Genomic DNA, 17,097 nt, shown 5'->3' with positions numbered 1-17,097 from the left:
TTCTTGTTGTGCCAGAAGAAATCCGGCGCGCCGCCTAAAGGCCGCGCCGATAAGAGAGGAAGGGACGGAAGATGTTCAAGAAGATATTGATTGCCAACCGGGGCGAGATCGCCTGTCGCGTGATCAAGACCGCGCGCAAGATGGGGATTGCGACGGTGGCGATCTATTCCGATGCGGATCGCAACGCGCTGCATGTGCGCATGGCCGACGAGGCGGTTCATATCGGTCCGGCGCCTGCGTCCGAGAGCTATATCGTGATCGACAAGGTGATGGCCGCGATCAAGGCCACCGGGGCAGAGGCGGTGCATCCGGGCTATGGATTTTTGTCCGAGAACCCCAAATTCGCGCAGGCGCTGGAAGCGGCAGGCGTGGCCTTTGTCGGGCCTCCCGTAAAGGCGATTGAGGCGATGGGGGACAAAATCACCTCGAAGAAAATCGCGCAAGAGGCAGGCGTTAGCACCGTGCCCGGCTATATGGGCCTGATCGCCGATGCCGAAGAGGCGGTGACCATCTCAAATCAAATCGGCTATCCCGTCATGATCAAGGCCTCTGCGGGCGGCGGCGGTAAGGGGATGCGCATCGCTTGGAATGACGAGGAAGCGCGCGAGGGCTTTCAAAGTTCCAAGAACGAGGCGGCGAGTTCTTTTGGTGATGATCGCATTTTCATTGAGAAATTCGTCACCCAACCGCGCCATATTGAAATTCAGGTGCTCCGCGATACCCACGGTAACGGCATCTATCTGGGCGAGCGCGAGTGCAGCATTCAGCGCCGGAACCAGAAGGTGATCGAAGAAGCGCCGAGCCCGTTTCTTGATGAGGCCACACGCCGCGCAATGGGTGAGCAGGCCGTGGCACTCGCGCAGGCGGTGGGTTACGCCAGTGCAGGCACGGTGGAGTTTATCGTGGATGGACAGAGGAATTTCTACTTTCTCGAAATGAACACGCGCCTCCAGGTTGAACATCCTGTGACGGAATTGATCACTGGCGTCGATCTTGTGGAACAGATGATCCGGGTTGCGCATGGCGAGGCGCTGAGCCTCAAACAAGCGGATGTAAAGCTGACAGGCTGGGCGATGGAGAGCCGTCTCTATGCCGAAGACCCATATCGCGGGTTTCTGCCATCCATCGGTCGTTTGAGCCGGTATCGCCCGCCCGAGGAGCTGGCGATGGACGGTGCTGTGGTGCGCAATGACACGGGCGTGTTCGAGGGCGGCGAGATCAGCATGTATTACGATCCGATGATCGCCAAGCTGTGCACTTGGGGCCATACCCGCGCCGAAGCGATCGAGGGCATGCGCGTGGCTCTGGACAGCTTTGAAGTTGAGGGCATTGGGCATAACCTGCCGTTCCTGAGCGCCGTGATGGATCATCCGCGCTTTGTCAGCGGCGATATCACCACGGCCTTTATCGCCGAAGAGTATCCCGAGGGTTTCACTGGCGTAACTCTGCCGGAAGAGGCGCTGCGCGCGATTGCGGCAAGCACGGCGGCGATGCATCGGGTGGCTGAAATCCGACGTACGCGGGTATCGGGGCGCATGGACAATCACGAACGCCATGTCGGTGAAGACTGGGTTGTGTCCTTGCAGGGCAAGAGCTTTGCCGTGGTGGTGGCGGCGGATCGTGAGGGGGCGACGGTGCGCTTTGAAGATGGTGACACCCTGCGCGTCACTAGCGACTGGACACCCGGCGATCAACTGGCGCGGCTTGATGTGGATGGCCGGGCGCTGGTGCTCAAGGTCGGAAAAATCAGCGGCGGGTTCCGCATCCGCACGCGGGGCGCCGATCTCAAGGTCCATGTGCGCACGCCGCGTCAGGCGGAATTGGCGGCGTTAATGCCCGAGAAACTCCCACCTGATACGTCCAAGCTGCTGCTCTGTCCGATGCCGGGGTTGATCGTAAAGGTCAATGTGGCAGCGGGCGAAGAGGTGCAGGAGGGGCAGGCACTCTGCACGGTGGAGGCGATGAAGATGGAAAACATCCTGCGCGCCGAGCGTAAGGGCGTGGTGGCAAAGGTGAATGCGGGGCCGGGTGACAGCCTTGCAGTCGATGATGTGATCATGGAGTTCGAGTGAGGGAATGCACCTGACCCTGCGCCATGACCTGCGGCTGCTTTCGTGCCTTGCTGCTATCGCTGTCGTTGCCGCTTGTGCGCGTGACGCAGAGGCGGCGCAGCGCGGGCGGCTGGCAGCGTGGTTTGCGTTGGGCGAAACAGTGGAATTTGCGGCGACGATGCAGTGTGCCGTGGGCCTCTATCGCGTAACGGATGGGCGGATCAAGGCGGCGATGCCCGTGGTCGGGTCAGCGTCAGAGATGGCGCGCGCCCTCGCCGCGCGTGGTCAGGCGGCTTGGATCGCGCCGGGGCTGGCCCCCGATGCGGCCATGGTGGCCATGGCCAATTTCGACCGGCCTATCGGTATGGCTATGCGACGCGCAGGCCTTGAGGCGCGCGCCTGCATGGAAGCGACAAGCGAGAGCGCCTTTCATCACATCTTGGGTCAGCCGGGTGCCGTGATGGCATGGGAGGCGCATGTGGGCGCACTCATGCTGATGGACCCTGCCACAGGGCTTTTGATTGTGGCGATTGGGGCCGGATGATGGTGTGCGAGCATCAGCTATCGCCGGGACGCTCCCGCAGTTCCTGTTGGCGCATTGGCAGTTTGTCGATGGTGCGGACGATCTCGCGCACATGCCACGGCGCGGGCTTGCGCAGGTATATCACCCCGTCCTTGCCGATAAGCACAAGGCCAAATCCACGAGGGCGCAGCATCTTGCGCAGGTCCGAGCGCGCGTCAGGATCAGTGTCGGTGATCACCACCACATCAAGCGAATTGAGCACATCAAGCCGCTGGGTGATATACGCCATCTGTTCAACATATCGCGGATCGGCGGGCGTATCGGCAAAAATCACAAGTGGGCGCTTGAGCCAGAGAAAATCCTTCAAATTGACAGTATCTGCCGAGAGGATCGAGGCAGACGCGGGGCCCGTATCGCTGTCCTGCGCGGTCGCTGGCAGCGCGATAAAGAGAGCCAAAACAAGGGATAAGATCGTTTTCATGGGGTCTCCTGTCGGTCAAGATATAGGCTGGATGACGACGATTGCGAAGGGTGAATGGCAAGCGCACGGAAATTTTCCGAAGTTAAGCGCATGGTCAGGAATGGCAGGCAGGATCGAGACCAATCGTTTGCGGTCGCAAGGGGCGGCCAATCGAAAGGTCAGACCTGACATGGACATCATCCTGCATCTGGGCGCGCATCGCACCGCCTCAACCTCGTTTCAACACTATATGCGCGCCAACGCGCGTACTTTGGCAGCGCAAGGCCTGTGCTATTGGGGCCCAGAGGTGACACGGGACGGTGTGTTGAGTGGGGTCATCCCGGCATCGGGCCTTGCCACTGCCACCCAACAGTTGGACCGCGCGCGTGGGCGTATCGCCCTTCGACTTGAAGAGGCGCGCACGCAGGGCATGACCCGTGTGTTGATCAGCGATGAGAATATGATCGGCTCAACCCGGCGTAACCTGCGACACGCGCGGCTCTATCCCGGCATTGGCGAGCGTGTGGCGCGGTTCGCCCATGCTTTTGACGGGCGGATCACGCGTGTGGCGCTGTCCGTGCGCGGACAGGATAGTTGGTGGGCGTCGTCGCTGGCCTATGGCGTGGCGCGGGGGCACGGTGTGCCGGGGGTCGATGACCTTGACCGGCTGGTGACGGTCAACCGGCATTGGCGCGAGGTGATCACTGATCTGGCCTGTGCGCTGCCCGGTGTCGACCTCGTGATCCTTCCGCATGAAGTACATGCCGGACGCCCCGAGGGGCGGCTGCGCGCGATAACCGGGCTTGCAGAGGTGCCGGTCAAGGCGGCGCGGCTCTGGCTCAACCGCGCGCCGGATCTGGCGGCGTTACGCCGTGCTGTGGCCGCGCGTGGCGGCGATTTGACACAATTGCCCGAGGGCGAAGGGCGTTGGCAGCCCTTTGACCGGGCACAGCGTTTGGCCCTGCAAGAGGCCTATGCCGACGATCTCTTCTGGCTTTCGGCCGGGGCAGATGGGGTGGCGCGACTATCAGAAGAAACCGGATCAGATGAGGCGGGGAAACACCTGCCCTCTGGCCAGATTGGAAGAGGACATCGGAATGGCGACGAAGAAAGACGATTGGCGTAAACTCGCGGCGGCTGAACTGCGGGGGCGCGCACCCGAAGACTTGACGTGGAACACGCTCGAGGGGATTGCGGTTCAACCGCTTTATACCGCAGAGGATGTGGCGGAGCTGCCGCATATGGGGAGCATCCCCGGAAAGGCGCCCTTTACGCGCGGCGTCAAGGCCACGATGTACGCAGGCCGCCCCTGGACGATCCGGCAATATGCCGGGTTTTCGACGGCCGAGGAATCGAACGCCTTTTACCGCCGCAACCTTGCAGCCGGACAGCAGGGGGTCTCAGTCGCCTTCGATCTGGCCACGCATCGCGGCTATGATAGCGACCATCCCCGCGTCGAGGGGGATGTCGGCAAGGCAGGTGTGGCGATTGACAGCGTCGAGGATATGAAAATCCTCTTTGATGGCATCCCACTCGACAAGGTTTCCGTGTCGATGACGATGAACGGCGCTGTGATCCCGGTTTTGGCCAGCTTTATCGTCGCCGGAGAAGAGCAAGGCCATGATCGGGCGCTGCTCTCGGGCACCATTCAGAATGACATTCTCAAGGAATTCATGGTCCGGAACACCTATATCTATCCACCTGCACCCAGCATGCGGATTGTGTCGGATATCATCGGCTATACGGCCCAACACATGCCAAAATTCAATTCGATCTCGATCTCGGGCTATCACATGCAAGAGGCGGGCGCGAACCTTGTGCAGGAATTGGCCTATACGTTGGCCGACGGGCGCGAATACGTGCGTGCAGCCATCGCTGCGGGCATGGATGTAGACAGCTTTGCGCCGCGTCTTTCGTTCTTCTTCGCCATCGGCATGAACTTTTTTATGGAGGCCGCCAAGCTGCGCGCTGCGCGCCTGCTCTGGCACCGGATCATGACCGAATTCGGTGCCAAGGACGAGAAATCCAAGATGCTGCGCACCCATTGCCAGACATCCGGGGTGAGCCTTCAGGAACAAGATCCCTATAACAACGTGGTGCGCACCGCCTACGAGGCGATGAGCGCGGTTCTGGGGGGCACGCAGTCGCTGCACACCAATGCGCTGGATGAGGCGATTGCCCTGCCTACAGATTTCAGCGCGCGCATCGCCCGCAATACGCAGTTGATCCTGCAAGAAGAGACTGGCGTCACCAAGGTGGTCGACCCGCTGGCGGGGTCTTACTACGTCGAGAGCCTGACGCATGAGTTGGCCGAAAAGGCCTGGGCCCTGATCGAAGAGGTCGAGGCCATGGGGGGCATGACCAAGGCGGTGGAATCCGGCATGCCAAAGCTCCGCATCGAAGAAACCGCGGCGACCCGGCAGGCCATGATCGACCGGGGTGACGAGGTGATCGTCGGCGTCAACAAGTATCGCAAGGACAAGGAAGACCCGATCGATATTCTGGATATCGATAACGACAAGGTGCGCGAGGCGCAGATCGCCCGGTTGGAGCGTATCCGCGCGCAACGCGATGAGACGGCTTGTCAGGCCGCCTTGAACGAGATGACGCGCCGTGCGCGTGAGGGCGGCAATCTGCTCGACGCAGCGGTTGAGGCAGCGCGTGCGCGCGCCACGGTAGGAGAGATCAGCATGGCACTGGAAAAAGAGTTTGGACGGCATCGCGCCGAGGTCAAGACTTTGGCCGGGGTTTACGGTGCCGCCTATGAGGGCGACGCAGGCTTTGCCGCCATTCAGAAATCCGTCGAGGATTTTGCCGAGGTTGAGGGGCGCCGTCCGCGGATGCTTGTCGTCAAGATGGGGCAAGATGGGCATGACCGCGGTGCCAAGGTGATTGCCACCGCCTTTGCCGATATCGGGTTCGATGTGGATGTGGGCCCGCTCTTTCAGACGCCAGAAGAGGCGGCGCAGGATGCCATTGACAATGACGTACATGTGGTGGGCATCAGCTCTCAGGCGGCGGGGCACAAGACATTGGCACCGAAACTGATCGCGGCGCTTAGGGCGCGGGATGCAGGCGACATTATCGTTATCTGCGGCGGGGTGATCCCCCAACAGGATTACGATTTCCTCAAGAAGGCGGGGGTCAAGGCAATCTTTGGTCCGGGCACCAATATTCCTGAGGCAGCCAAGGATATTCTGCGGCTGATCCGCGAGGCGCGCGGATAACGGCAGGGCGCTGCAACAAACGGCAAGAAGAACAACGACCCCGTGCAGACATGCGCGGGGTCAAGTTCTACATAATACCCGGAAAAAAGGTTTCGCCCGGACGCGAGAGCGACCGGGCGACAACACTTTGCAAGCTCTGGAGGGAGGCTTAGCCCAAAACCGAGAGAAGTGCGGAAATGATCCAGTACCACATCACAACGCCGAGACCGACCATGGGGGCAATCCACCATCCACTGGGGAGATGGAGGGGGGTATTGGCGTCTTGCCCAAACCGATGCGTATCGTTCACTGTCATTTGCGGTGCCAACTGTTTCATTTCCGTATCTCCTGGCAGCCTTGGAAGTACAACCACAATCCCATGATCTGACTGAAATAGAAAGCGCGCGAAGGTATTTGCGAGGGGGCGAAAGAGAGGGCTGGTATCCAAAGATATTGGCGTTGAAGGGGTTCAGTCATCGCCAAAGAAATCATCCTCTGCGTCTTCGCCGCTTCCCAATTCGCTCATCATCATGGAAAGAGCGCCGCCTGCCAGATCTAGACTGACGAGCTTGGCTGTCTTGGCGGGTTTTGGGGGTGGTGCGGGTTCTGGCTCTGGCTCCGGCATTGGTTCCGGCATCGGTGGGGGCAGAGGTTCGGGTTCGGCTTTGACCGGTGGGACGGGTTTGTGCGGGGCATCGAGAGCCTCTTGCAAGAGGCGCAGGCGCAGGCGCATCGCGAGCGCGCGCTGCACCGGATTGCTGGTTTGGGCGTAGACGTTGTTTGCGAGGGGCAGGCTCTCGGTGGCGGGAAGGATCAGCAGGCGCCCCAGCACACGACTAAAGCTTCGGGGCAGGGTGAGCGACTTGCGCATGGCGGGGCGGGCGGCGGTCTCTGACATCGGCGTTCCTTGGTTTCGGGCGGGTTGGCACCAGAATTGCAGGGATGCGGGCAGGGCCGGAGCATCCACGATGCACGTCACCCTGCAAGGACTGGACCAACTGCGATGACCACCCGGGAAAGGATCTCGCGCCATGACAGATGCGTTCCGCGATCACCTGAGCCTCTTTGCTTCGGCTCTGAACCTGCGCGAGCAGCGTGGCGCGATGCTGGCCTCAAACATCGCCAATGCGGCGACTCCGGGTTTCAAGGCGCGCGACATGGATTTCGAAACGGTGCTGAATGCTGAAACTGGTGGCGGTGCCCTCGCCACCAGCAACGGCCGCCATTTCGCAACCAGTGGTCCAAATGCGGGGCAGGCGGGATACCGCGTTCCGGTCAATCCTTCGCTCGATGGCAATACGGTCGAACTGGCTGTGGAGCAGATGGAATTTGCGGAAAACAGCCTGCGTTACCAAACCAGTCTTACGCTGCTCAACCGGCGGATTTCTGGTTTGAACACGGCGATCAAGGGAGAATAAGCCATGATGATCAAGAATATCTTTGATGTCGCCAGCTCTGCCATGTCGGCACAGATGGTGCGCTTGAATACTGTGGCCTCCAATATGGCCAATGCGCAGGCGGTGAGCACCACCAAAGAAGAGGCCTATCGCCCGCTGCGCCCGGTGTTCGAGACGATCTATGCCGATCAGACCGGCCAGTCCGGCCTTTCGACCACGCATGTCACCGACGTTGTTCAGCTTGATCGAGAGCCTGTGCGTGCCTACCGCCCCGATCATCCGATGGCCGATGAAGAGGGCTTCGTCTACGAATCTGTCGTCAACCCAGACGAGGAAATGGTCGAGATGGTCGAGGCCAGCCGCCAGTATCAGAATGTTTTGGAAACCGTCTCGACCCTGCGCACGCTGATGGCACGCACGGTCATGATGGGTCAGGGCTAAGGAGCACTGCAATGCCTGAAGTCAATACAGCAACCGGCGCAAGTGCCACGTTTACGGCCGCCGCCGCTGCCAATTCCGCCCCAACACGGACGGGCAATGGCGATCTGGGGCAGCAGGATTTTCTGGCGCTGATGACGGCGCAGTTACAGAACCAAGACCCGTTCGCGCCAATGGAAAATGGCGAATTCCTCGCACAGATGGCGCAATTTTCGACCGTGGCGGGGTTGGACCGGGTGAACACCACCTTAAGCGATATCGGCAGCCAGATCGGGGGCAATCGGATTGCGACCGCTTCGTCGCTCTTGGGGCAACAGGTTTTGGTGCCGGGTTCGCTCGCGCGGCCAGATGCGTCGGGCGGGGTGCACGGTGTGGCAGACCTTCCAGAGGCGGCAAGTGCTGTCACAGTGATCTATTCCAACGCCGAGACGGGCGCGGAACTCCACCGAAAAGATATGGGCGCACAGCCTGCCGGGCTGATGGGCTTTGACTGGGACGGCCTGCCGCCTGAGATCGTCGCCGCGCGCGGTGCGGTGCGGGTGGCGATCGAGGTGGATGGCGACACACCGGCAGAGCCCTTTGTCTATGCCCGGGTTGTGGGGGTGCAGATGCCCGAGGGCGGGCAGGACATGACCCTCAGGGTCGAAGACTATGGGCTGCGTAGCAGTCTCGAGATCACCGATATTCGCTAATCCCAACCAACACCAGACCCTTCAACGACCTGACAGGACCAGATTCATGAGCTTTCACACTGCACTTTCCGGGCTGAACGCCGCGCAGACCGACATTTCGGTGACTTCGAACAATATTGCCAATGTGGGCACCCTCGGGTTTCATGGCAGCCGGGCGGAATTCGCCGACATCTATACCACCAGCCCGTACAGCCGCCCTGCGTCACAGATTGGATCAGGCACCGAAGTCAGCCGGATTGGTGTAGATTTCAAACAGGGGTCTCTGACGGCGACCGGCAATGTGCTGGACCTGTCTTTGCAGGGGCCGGGGTTCTTTCAGGTCCGCACCGGGCCGGATGCGGGGGCCGATGCGGGCTATACCCGTGCCGGTGCCTTTGGCATGAACCGAGAAGGGTTTGTGACCAATGCGGCGGGGCATTTCCTTACGGTCTTCCCGACCTCAGAGAATGGCGACACGCTGTCCACTACACAGACGCAACGCCTGCAGATCCCGCAGCAGTTCGGCACGCCTCAGGCGACGACGGCCGTTGATCTATCGTTCAACCTGTCGCTGAGCAACAATGGTGGTCTGGGCGCGCAGGCGGCCATTCCTGCCGCTGCCTTTGATCCAGCGGATCCAACGACTTATGCTGCGACCACGCAAATCCCAGTACTGGATGCTGCGGGGCGTGCCGTGCCGGCGCAAGCCTATTTCGTGATGTCCGATGCGCCCGACGCGCTGGATGGCGGGTTGGCCTATACGGTGCAACTGGTGGTCGACGGCGTTATCACCGCCCCCACCGATCCGCTGGCCACATTGTCTTTTGATGCGGGCGGCGCGCAGACCGGCGGTCTTGAGGCGATGAACTTTGATTTTGGGGAGCAGGCGCTGTCGCTTTCTCTTGGTGGCTCGCGGGTGTCTGAGGGCCCGTTTGGCGCGATTGCTGTGTCACAGAATGGCACCCGCCAGCTTGATCTGTCCTCGGTTGATGTGCGTCAGGATGGCACCGTTTGGGCCAGCTATGGTGCCGAGACTTCGGTTGCAGTCGGTCAGGTTGCTGTTGCGAATTTCTCGGATATCCAGGGTCTTGGCAGCATCGGTAGCGCAACTTACCGCGCCTCGCGAGAATCCGGTGACGTCCGTTTGGGTGTGCCGGGGACAAGTGGCTTTGGTGCGATCAGGGCTGGCTCGGTCGAACGCTCGAATGTCGATCTGACTGAGCAATTGGTCAACTTGATCATGGCGCAACGGAACTATCAGGCCTCTGCCAAAGCGCTCGAGACCAACGGAACCTTGGCCGACACGGTTCTGAACATCCGCAGCTAACGCAAGGCGCCACCATGGACCGCATGATCTATACCGCGCTCAACGCATTGGGCGTCAATCGCGACAGTCAGGTGGCGCAGGCGCAGAACCTCGCCAACCAGACCGTTCCGGGTTATCGCCGCGACCTGCCCAACGAGGGCGGGGTGCGGTTCCTCGACATGATGGAGGGGTTGACCACTCGTGCCTTTCAGGTCGAGACCGGGCCCGCCGGGTTCTCGCAGGAAACGGGCAGGCTCACCCGCACCGACGAGGAACTGGATGTGGCGATTGCGGATCGGGGTTTTTTCTACGTGATGCCCGAGTCCGGCGATCCGGCGCTCAGCCGTCGTGGCGATCTGCGGCGTGATACGGATGGCACGCTGCGCAATGGTGCGGGCGATGCGATGCTGGGTGCGGATATGGCCCCGCTTCAGGTGCCCGCTTATCGCAATATCCGGATCACGGATATTGGCGAAATCTACATACAGCCGCTTGATGATCCTGAGGGTGATCCGGTCTTGGCCGGTGTGCTGGCCACCGTGATCCCGCCTGAGGATGTTGCGCTGACCAAAGGTGCAGACGGTCAGATCCGAACCGTGGAGGGCGTGTTGCCGCCGCCCAATCAACAGGCGGAGGTGTTGCAGGGCACGCTGGAGAGCAGCAACGTCAACCCGGTCGAGGAACTGCTGTCGACGATGCAGATGCAGCGGAATTTCGAATTGGGTATGCGCATGGTCCTGACGGCGCGCGAACTGGATGAAAGCGGCGCAAGGACAATGCAGGCCCCCGAAGGCTGACGTTGAATTGCGTGCGGGCTTAGCCATCCCCGGCTTGAGCGATCGCTTTGCCTGCAGCCCAACCCGACGACCATGCCCATTGAAAATTGTAACCGCCAAGCCACCCGGTGACATCTACGGCCTCGCCAATGGCATAGAGGCCGGGCATGTGATTGGATTCCATTGATTTTGACGAAAGCCCGTTAGTGTCGATGCCGCCCAAGGTGACTTCGGCGGTGCGATAGCCTTCGGTGCCGGTCGGCTTCATCTGCCAGCCGCGCAACGCCCCGGTGATCTCGGCGAGCCGCGCGTCGGAGTGATCTGCGAGATTGCCCGCAAGACCCAAGCTCGCCGCCAGATGCGTCACCAGTTTCGCGGGTAGGTAATGGCCAAGGTCGGTTGTGATATTACGGCGGCCTGTGGTCTGACGCTGCTGGCGGAGCATGTCATAAAGTCTGGCGTTGGGATCGAGATCGAGGGTGATCGCCTGCCCCTCGCGCCAGTAAGAGGAAATTTGCAGGATGGCGGGGCCCGACAGCCCGCGATGCGTGAAAAGCGCCGCTTCATCAAAGCTGACCCCGTCGCAACTGGCCCGGACGGGTAGGGCGGTGCCGGAGAGTGCGGTAAAAGGGGCGTCGGAAAAGGTGAGTGGTACAAGTGCCGGGCGCGTTTCGGTGATCTGGTGGCCGAATTGGCGTGCAATGTCATAGGCCATGCCCGTGGCGCCCATCTTGGGGATGGATTTGCCGCCCGTGGCCAGCACGAGGTTGCGCGCGGAGACAGTCATGCGCCGCCCTTCGCGGTCAAGCGTGGCGTGAAACCGGCTGCCGTCATGGCTGATGTCCGACACATGCGTTGAAAGCCAAAGATCGGCCCCCGATTGACGCAGTTCCTTGACCAGCAGCGTGACGATCTGTGTGGCCTTGTCGTCGCAAAAAAGCTGGCCAAGGGTTTTCTCATGCCAAGCGATGCCGTGACGCGCGATGAGATCAAGAAAATCCCACTGGGTATAGCGCGAGAGGGCGGATTTACAGAAATGCGGGTTGGCCGAGATGAAATTCGCCGGTGTCGTGCCAAGATTGGTGAAGTTGCACCGCCCACCGCCTGAGATACGTATTTTCTCGCCCGGTGCGCGCGCATGGTCGATGATCAGCGTGCTTGGCCCGGCATTAGCCGCGCACATCATGCCGGCGGCCCCGGCCCCAAGGATGAGCGTGTTGCAGTTGTGGCGCATGTGCGTGGCTCTGACGCGAAAAGCCGCCGATTGGCAAGGGGATAGTTCTGGTATTAAGGCGAAAACAGCGCTAGAATATGTGTCAGACCCCGAAAAGGGGCGCAAGATGCATGAGGCGGCAGGCAGATGACAGAAATGGTCTATGGGGCTGTGCCCCTGCGGGACGCAGAGCCCGTCATTCCCAAATGGTGGCGCACGATCGACAAATGGTCGCTGACATGCGTCTTGATCCTGTTCAGTATCGGTATGTTGTTGGGGCTGGCCGCCTCGCCACCGCTTGCGGAAAAGAATGGGCTTGGCGCGTTTTACTACGTGCAGCGTCAGGCGCTCTTCGGAGGCATGGCACTGGCGGTGATGGTTCTGGTGTCGATGATGCGCCCGGAAATGGTGCGGCGCATGGCGGTTCTAGGGTTTCTCGCTGCCTTTGCCGCGCTTATGGCGCTGCCGTTTCTGGGGACAGACTTTGGCAAGGGGGCGGTACGTTGGTATAGCCTCGGTTTTGCGTCGGTGCAGCCGTCGGAGTTTCTCAAGCCCGTATTCGTGGTCGTGGCCGCTTGGATGATGGCGGCAAGCCAGCAGGTGAATGGGCCGCCGGGTCTGAGTTGGTCGTTTCTTTTGACCCTCGTGATCCTCACCTTTCTGGCGATGCAGCCCGATTTCGGGCAGGCCGCGCTTGTTCTCTTTGGCTGGGGCGTGATGTATTTCGTGGCAGGGGCCCCGGTGACGCTGCTTTTGGGGATGGCAGGGGGCGTGGTGCTCGTGGGCAGTTTCGCCTATGCCAATTCCGAGCATTTCGCGCGCCGGATTGACGGGTTTCTCAGCCCTGAGGTCGACCCGACCACACAGCTTGGCTTTGCCACCAATGCGATCCGCGAAGGCGGTTTCTTTGGCGTGGGCGTGGGGGAAGGGCAGGTCAAATGGAGCCTGCCGGACGCGCATACGGATTTCATCATCGCGGTCGCCGCCGAAGAATACGGGCTGGTTCTGGTGCTCTGCATTATTGCGCTTTATGCCAGCGTCGTGGTGCGCTCGCTTTTGCGCCTGATGCGGGAACGTGATCCCTTCATCCGCCTTGCGGGCACCGGCCTTGTGGTGATGTTCGGGGCACAGGCGATGATCAACATGGGCGTCGCCGTGCGCCTTCTGCCAGCCAAGGGCATGACCCTACCCTTTGTCAGCTATGGCGGTTCGTCGGTGGTGGCGGGAGGGATCGCCGTGGGTATGCTTTTGGCCTTTACCCGAACGCGGCCTCAGGGACAGATCGGGGATATCCTGCGGGGGCGCTCATGACTGCGCGACAGCCGCTGTTGATCATCGCTGCGGGCGGCACGGGTGGACATATGTTTCCCGCGCAGGCCCTGGCCGAGGTGATGCTGCGGCGTGGTTGGCGGGTACGATTGAGCACGGATGCACGCGGTGCGCGCTATGTTGGCGGCTTTCCTCATTCGGTCGAAATTGAGCAGGTGGCAAGCGCCACCTTCGCGCGCGGCGGCCTGCTCAACAAACTGCTGGCACCGTTTCACATCGCGGGCGGCGTGTTGGGGGCAAGCCTGCGGATGATGCAGGACAAACCGGACGTGGTCGTGGGATTTGGCGGCTACCCAAGCATTCCGGCGCTCACGGCGGCGTGGCTGCTGCGCCGTCCGCGTATGGTGCATGAACAAAATGGGGTGCTTGGTCGGGTCAACCGGTTCTTTGCGCGCCGGGTCGATGTTGTTGCCTGTGGCACTTGGCCCACCACCCTGCCCGAGGGCACGCAGGCGGTGCATGTGGGCAATCCGGTGCGGGCCGCGGTGTTGGAGCGGGCGGGCGCGGGCTATATCGCGCCGGGCGATTATCCAATGTCGGTGCTGGTGATTGGCGGCTCACAAGGGGCGCGTATCCTCAGCGATATGGTGCCAGCCGCTGTCGCAGCCCTGCCGGAGGCGATCTTGCGCAATGTCCGGGTCAGCCATCAGGCGCGCGAGGAAGATATAAACCGCGTGGCGCGGTTTTATGCTGGGGCCGGGATTGATGCCGATGTGCAGCCATTTTTCCGCGATGTGCCTCGCCGCATGACCGAGGCGCAATTGGTGATCAGCCGGGCGGGCGCGTCGAGCATCGCTGATGTTTCGATCATCGGGCGGCCAGCGATCCTCATTCCTTATGCTGCTGCCGCTGGCGACCATCAGGCCGCCAATGCTCGTGGTCTGGCGGCGGCGGGTGGGGCAATCGTGATCCCAGAAAGCCGCTTGACTGAAACGGTGCTGCGCGAGCAGATCGGTGCTGTACTGGGCGATCCGACCGGCGCGTCGATGATGGCGCAGGCGGCGTTGAGTTGTGGCATGCCGGACGCCCCCCAACATCTGGCCGATATGGTCGAAGACCTTGCGAATAAAGGGCAAAAGCAATGAATGCAGCCACCAAGCTTCCGACTGATATCGGCCCCATCCATTTTGTCGGGATCGGCGGTATCGGGATGTCGGGCATTGCCGAAGTGTTGATCAATCATGGCTACCAGGTTCAGGGGTCTGACCTCAAATCCACGCCGATCACCGTGCGGTTGGCGGGCATGGGGGCCACGGTCTTTGAGGGGCAGCGCGCCGAAAACCTCGAGGGTGCCGCGGTAGTGGTCATCTCATCTGCCATCAAGCCCGGCAATCCTGAATTGGACGAGGCGCGCAAGCGCGGCCTGCCCGTCGTGCGCCGCGCCGAGATGCTTGCCGAACTGATGCGGCTCAAATCCAACATTGCGGTGGCGGGCACCCATGGCAAGACCACGACGACAACGCTGGTTGCAGAGCTTTTGGTCAAGGGCGGAATTGATCCCACGGTCGTCAATGGCGGCATCATCCATGCCTATGGCAGCAATGCGCGCATGGGGCAGGGCGAATGGATGGTGGTCGAGGCCGACGAGAGCGACGGCACCTTTAACCGCCTGCCGGCGACCATCGCCATCGTAACCAATATCGACCCCGAACATATGGAGCATTGGGGCAATATCGAGCGGTTGCGGCAAGGCTTTTACGACTTTGTCAGCAATATTCCCTTTTATGGGCTGGCGGTCTGTTGCACCGATCACCCCGAGGTGCAGGCCCTTGTGGGCCGCATCACCGACCGCCGCGTGAGGACCTATGGGTTCAACGCGCAGGCCGATGTGCGGGCGATCAATCTGCATTACGAAAAGGGTGTCGCGCATTTCGACGTGGCGCTTCAGGCTGAGGGGCGGATGATCGAAGGCTGCACCCTTCCAATGCCTGGCGATCACAATGTCAGCAACGCGCTGAGCGCGGTTGCGGTGGCGCGGCATCTGGGGATGAAAGGCGATGAAATTCGCACCGCTTTGGCAAGTTTCGGAGGTGTCAACCGGCGCTTTACCCGTGTGGGCGAAGTGAACGGCGTGACCATCATCGACGATTACGGCCATCACCCGGTCGAGATTGCCGCTGTGCTGCGTGCGGCGCGGCAGGCCACGACGGGGCGGGTTATCGCGGTACATCAACCGCATAGGTACACCCGGCTTTCGAGCCTTTTTGACGATTTCTGCGGTTGTTTCAACGAAGCCGATGTGGTGGCCATCGCCGAGGTCTATGCTGCGGGCGAAGATCCCATTCCCGGGGCCAGTCGCGATGATCTGGTGGCGGGGCTGATCCGCCACGGCCACCGCCACGCCCGTGCCATCCGCGACGAAGACGATTTGGAGCGTCTGGTGCGTGAGCAGGCGGGATCGGGGGATATGGTTGTCTGTCTTGGCGCGGGCACGATCAGTGCTTGGGCGAATGGTCTGCCAGCACGCCTTGAAGGGTTGGGATGACGCTCTCTTTGGTTCTGGCGTGTTGTTGGGCAGTCGCTGCGAATGTGCTGGCGATGCTGCCTAGCCGCAACAATTACTGGCGGCGGGCCTATGTGCTGATGGCCCTTGGTGTGCCGATCCTTGGCTTTGTCACGTGGCAGAATGGGCCGTGGGTTGGCCTATTTGTCATGGTTGGCGGGATGAGCGTGCTGCGATGGCCGGTGATCTATCTTGGGCGGTGGATGCGGCGGAAACTGGGGTAGGGAATGCGCAGGGCTTTACCTTGGGCGCGGCAAAAGGCAGAAGCGCTGTCATGATGACGATGCCACAGACACGGGGCGCGCTGACGCCCGACCGGCCCTTGGCTGACCTGACCTGGCTGCGTGTGGGCGGGCCTGCGGATTGGTTGTTTCAACCAGCAGATCTTGACGATTTGGCAGGGTTTCTTGCGGGGCTTGACCCCAGCCTGCCGGTGTTTCCCATGGGCGTGGGCAGCAACCTGATTGTGCGCGATGGCGGGGTGCACGCGGTGGTTATCCGGTTGGGGCGCGGGTTCAATAGCATTCGTGTTGAGGGCAGTCGCGTGATCGCCGGGGCTGCTGCCCTTGATGCGCATGTGGCACGGCGGGCGGCGGAGGCGGGCGTTGATCTGACGTTCTTGCGCACCATCCCGGGGAGCATCGGTGGCGCGGTGCGGATGAATGCGGGCTGTTACGGGGCCTATGTGGCCGATCATCTGATTGAGGCGAAAGCCGTGACACGGGGCGGCGAGGTGGTGACCCTCGCGCATGATGCGCTGCACTTCGCCTATCGGCACAGCGCTGTTCCTGACGGGTGGGTGATCGTAGAGGCAACCTTTGAGGGGGGCTTGGGCGATCCGTCGGCGCTGGAGGCCAAAATGGCCGACCAAATCGCCAAGCGTGACGCCACGCAGCCGACGAAAGAGCGCAGCGCAGGCAGTACTTTTCGCAATCCGGCGGGATTTTCCTCGACCGGGAGGGCGGATGACGTGCATGATCTGAAGGCGTGGAAAGTGATCGACGAGGCGGGATTGCGCGGCACACGGCGCGGTGGGGCGCAGATGAGCGAGATGCATCCCAACTTCCTGATCAACACCGGTGGGGCGTCTGCCGCCGATCTGGAAGGTCTTGGCGAAGAGGTGCGAAAAAAGGTTTTTCAAATGCGTGGAATAGAGTTAGAGTGGGAAATCATGAGGGTCGGCGAACCGGCTCCGGGCGCAAGCCCACAGGCAGACTAACAAAA

Annotated in this window: 18 protein-coding genes; 14 read left to right on the top strand and 4 right to left on the bottom strand. The window is 61.3% G+C overall.

Annotation, left to right across the window (positions count from 1 at the left end):
* The first annotated feature begins 71 nt into the window (after positions 1 to 71).
* Positions 72 to 2,072: an acetyl-CoA carboxylase biotin carboxylase subunit gene (locus ROSMUCSMR3_RS05160; protein ID WP_081506651.1), complete on the top strand. Its 2,001-nt coding sequence runs from the start codon at positions 72 to 74 to the stop codon at positions 2,070 to 2,072.
* Between the two features lie 4 nt (positions 2,073 to 2,076).
* Entirely contained in the window at positions 2,077 to 2,595 is a 519-nt protein-coding gene (locus ROSMUCSMR3_RS05155) for a hypothetical protein (protein WP_081506650.1), read from the top strand.
* A gap of 13 nt (positions 2,596 to 2,608) precedes the next feature.
* Here the strand turns inward: ROSMUCSMR3_RS05155 and ROSMUCSMR3_RS05150 are convergent, their stop codons facing one another.
* Complete coding sequence (locus ROSMUCSMR3_RS05150; protein ID WP_008280532.1) at positions 2,609 to 3,055, bottom strand: DUF4174 domain-containing protein; 447 nt, start codon at positions 3,053 to 3,055, stop codon at positions 2,609 to 2,611.
* A 169-nt stretch (positions 3,056 to 3,224) separates the two neighbouring features.
* Here ROSMUCSMR3_RS05150 and ROSMUCSMR3_RS05145 point away from each other — a divergent pair, with 169 nt between their 5' ends.
* The gene (locus ROSMUCSMR3_RS05145) at positions 3,225 to 4,160 is read left to right on the top strand and encodes a hypothetical protein (RefSeq protein WP_198385605.1); all 936 of its coding nucleotides are present in this window, start codon (positions 3,225 to 3,227) and stop codon (positions 4,158 to 4,160) included.
* The gene (scpA, locus tag ROSMUCSMR3_RS05140; RefSeq protein ID WP_081506648.1) at positions 4,132 to 6,261 is read left to right on the top strand and encodes a methylmalonyl-CoA mutase; all 2,130 of its coding nucleotides are present in this window, start codon (positions 4,132 to 4,134) and stop codon (positions 6,259 to 6,261) included. Before ROSMUCSMR3_RS05145 ends, scpA begins: the two co-directional genes overlap by 29 nt.
* A 148-nt stretch (positions 6,262 to 6,409) precedes the next feature.
* On the opposite strand, the gene ROSMUCSMR3_RS21085 is transcribed toward scpA, so the two are convergent.
* Positions 6,410 to 6,577, bottom strand: coding sequence for a hypothetical protein (locus ROSMUCSMR3_RS21085; protein WP_157132402.1), 168 nt, complete (start codon positions 6,575 to 6,577; stop codon positions 6,410 to 6,412).
* 132 nt (positions 6,578 to 6,709) lie between these two features.
* The gene (locus ROSMUCSMR3_RS21425) at positions 6,710 to 7,138 is read right to left on the bottom strand and encodes a hypothetical protein (protein ID WP_008280528.1); all 429 of its coding nucleotides are present in this window, start codon (positions 7,136 to 7,138) and stop codon (positions 6,710 to 6,712) included.
* 133 nt (positions 7,139 to 7,271) lie between these two features.
* Here ROSMUCSMR3_RS21425 and flgB point away from each other — a divergent pair, with 133 nt between their 5' ends.
* The 5 genes from flgB to ROSMUCSMR3_RS05110 are packed head-to-tail and all read left to right on the top strand — an operon-like array spanning position 7,272 to position 10,849.
* The gene (flgB, locus tag ROSMUCSMR3_RS05130; protein WP_081506647.1) at positions 7,272 to 7,658 is read left to right on the top strand and encodes a flagellar basal body rod protein FlgB; all 387 of its coding nucleotides are present in this window, start codon (positions 7,272 to 7,274) and stop codon (positions 7,656 to 7,658) included.
* A 3-nt stretch (positions 7,659 to 7,661) separates the two neighbouring features.
* Positions 7,662 to 8,078 carry a flagellar basal body rod protein FlgC gene (gene flgC / locus ROSMUCSMR3_RS05125; protein ID WP_008280526.1) on the top strand — a complete coding sequence of 139 codons (417 nt, stop codon included), beginning with the start codon at positions 7,662 to 7,664 and terminating at the stop codon, positions 8,076 to 8,078.
* An 11-nt stretch (positions 8,079 to 8,089) separates the two neighbouring features.
* Positions 8,090 to 8,767 (top strand): flagellar hook assembly protein FlgD, encoded by a 678-nt coding sequence (locus tag ROSMUCSMR3_RS05120; RefSeq protein WP_008280525.1) that lies wholly within the window; start codon positions 8,090 to 8,092, stop codon positions 8,765 to 8,767.
* A 46-nt stretch (positions 8,768 to 8,813) separates the two neighbouring features.
* Positions 8,814 to 10,073: a flagellar hook protein FlgE gene (locus tag ROSMUCSMR3_RS05115; protein WP_008280524.1), complete on the top strand. Its 1,260-nt coding sequence runs from the start codon at positions 8,814 to 8,816 to the stop codon at positions 10,071 to 10,073.
* A gap of 14 nt (positions 10,074 to 10,087) precedes the next feature.
* Complete coding sequence (locus ROSMUCSMR3_RS05110) at positions 10,088 to 10,849, top strand: flagellar basal body rod protein FlgF (protein ID WP_008280523.1); 762 nt, start codon at positions 10,088 to 10,090, stop codon at positions 10,847 to 10,849.
* A 19-nt stretch (positions 10,850 to 10,868) separates the two neighbouring features.
* Here ROSMUCSMR3_RS05110 and ROSMUCSMR3_RS05105 read toward each other — a convergent pair whose 3' ends face one another.
* Complete coding sequence (locus ROSMUCSMR3_RS05105; protein WP_081506645.1) at positions 10,869 to 12,062, bottom strand: NAD(P)/FAD-dependent oxidoreductase; 1,194 nt, start codon at positions 12,060 to 12,062, stop codon at positions 10,869 to 10,871.
* 126 nt (positions 12,063 to 12,188) lie between these two features.
* On the opposite strand from ROSMUCSMR3_RS05105, the gene ROSMUCSMR3_RS05100 reads away from it, so the two are divergent.
* Genes ROSMUCSMR3_RS05100 through murB form a run of 5 tightly spaced genes read left to right on the top strand, consistent with a single transcriptional unit; the run spans position 12,189 to position 17,092 of the window.
* Entirely contained in the window at positions 12,189 to 13,352 is a 1,164-nt protein-coding gene (locus tag ROSMUCSMR3_RS05100; RefSeq protein WP_081506644.1) for a peptidoglycan glycosyltransferase FtsW, read from the top strand.
* Positions 13,349 to 14,455: a UDP-N-acetylglucosamine--N-acetylmuramyl-(pentapeptide) pyrophosphoryl-undecaprenol N-acetylglucosamine transferase gene (locus tag ROSMUCSMR3_RS05095; protein ID WP_081506643.1), complete on the top strand. Its 1,107-nt coding sequence runs from the start codon at positions 13,349 to 13,351 to the stop codon at positions 14,453 to 14,455. The genes ROSMUCSMR3_RS05100 and ROSMUCSMR3_RS05095 overlap by 4 nt, the downstream gene beginning before the upstream one ends.
* A complete protein-coding gene (gene murC / locus ROSMUCSMR3_RS05090) occupies positions 14,452 to 15,855 on the top strand; it encodes a UDP-N-acetylmuramate--L-alanine ligase (RefSeq protein ID WP_081506642.1) in 1,404 nt (467 codons plus the stop codon). Before ROSMUCSMR3_RS05095 ends, murC begins: the two co-directional genes overlap by 4 nt.
* On the top strand, positions 15,852 to 16,097 hold the full coding sequence (locus tag ROSMUCSMR3_RS05085) for a DUF2484 family protein (protein WP_008280518.1): 246 nt from the start codon (positions 15,852 to 15,854) through the stop codon (positions 16,095 to 16,097). The genes murC and ROSMUCSMR3_RS05085 overlap by 4 nt, the downstream gene beginning before the upstream one ends.
* 50 nt (positions 16,098 to 16,147) lie before the next feature.
* Positions 16,148 to 17,092, top strand: a complete 945-nt coding sequence (murB, locus tag ROSMUCSMR3_RS05080; protein WP_198385579.1) for a UDP-N-acetylmuramate dehydrogenase — start codon at positions 16,148 to 16,150, stop codon at positions 17,090 to 17,092.
* Positions 17,093 to 17,097: the final 5 nt, after the last annotated feature.

This window comes from Roseovarius mucosus, assembly GCF_002080415.1.
In the GTDB taxonomy this organism is placed as follows: domain Bacteria; phylum Pseudomonadota; class Alphaproteobacteria; order Rhodobacterales; family Rhodobacteraceae; genus Roseovarius; species Roseovarius mucosus_A.
The sequence above is the reverse complement of the archived record's forward strand: the minus strand, read 5'-3'. Positions and strand labels throughout refer to the sequence as shown.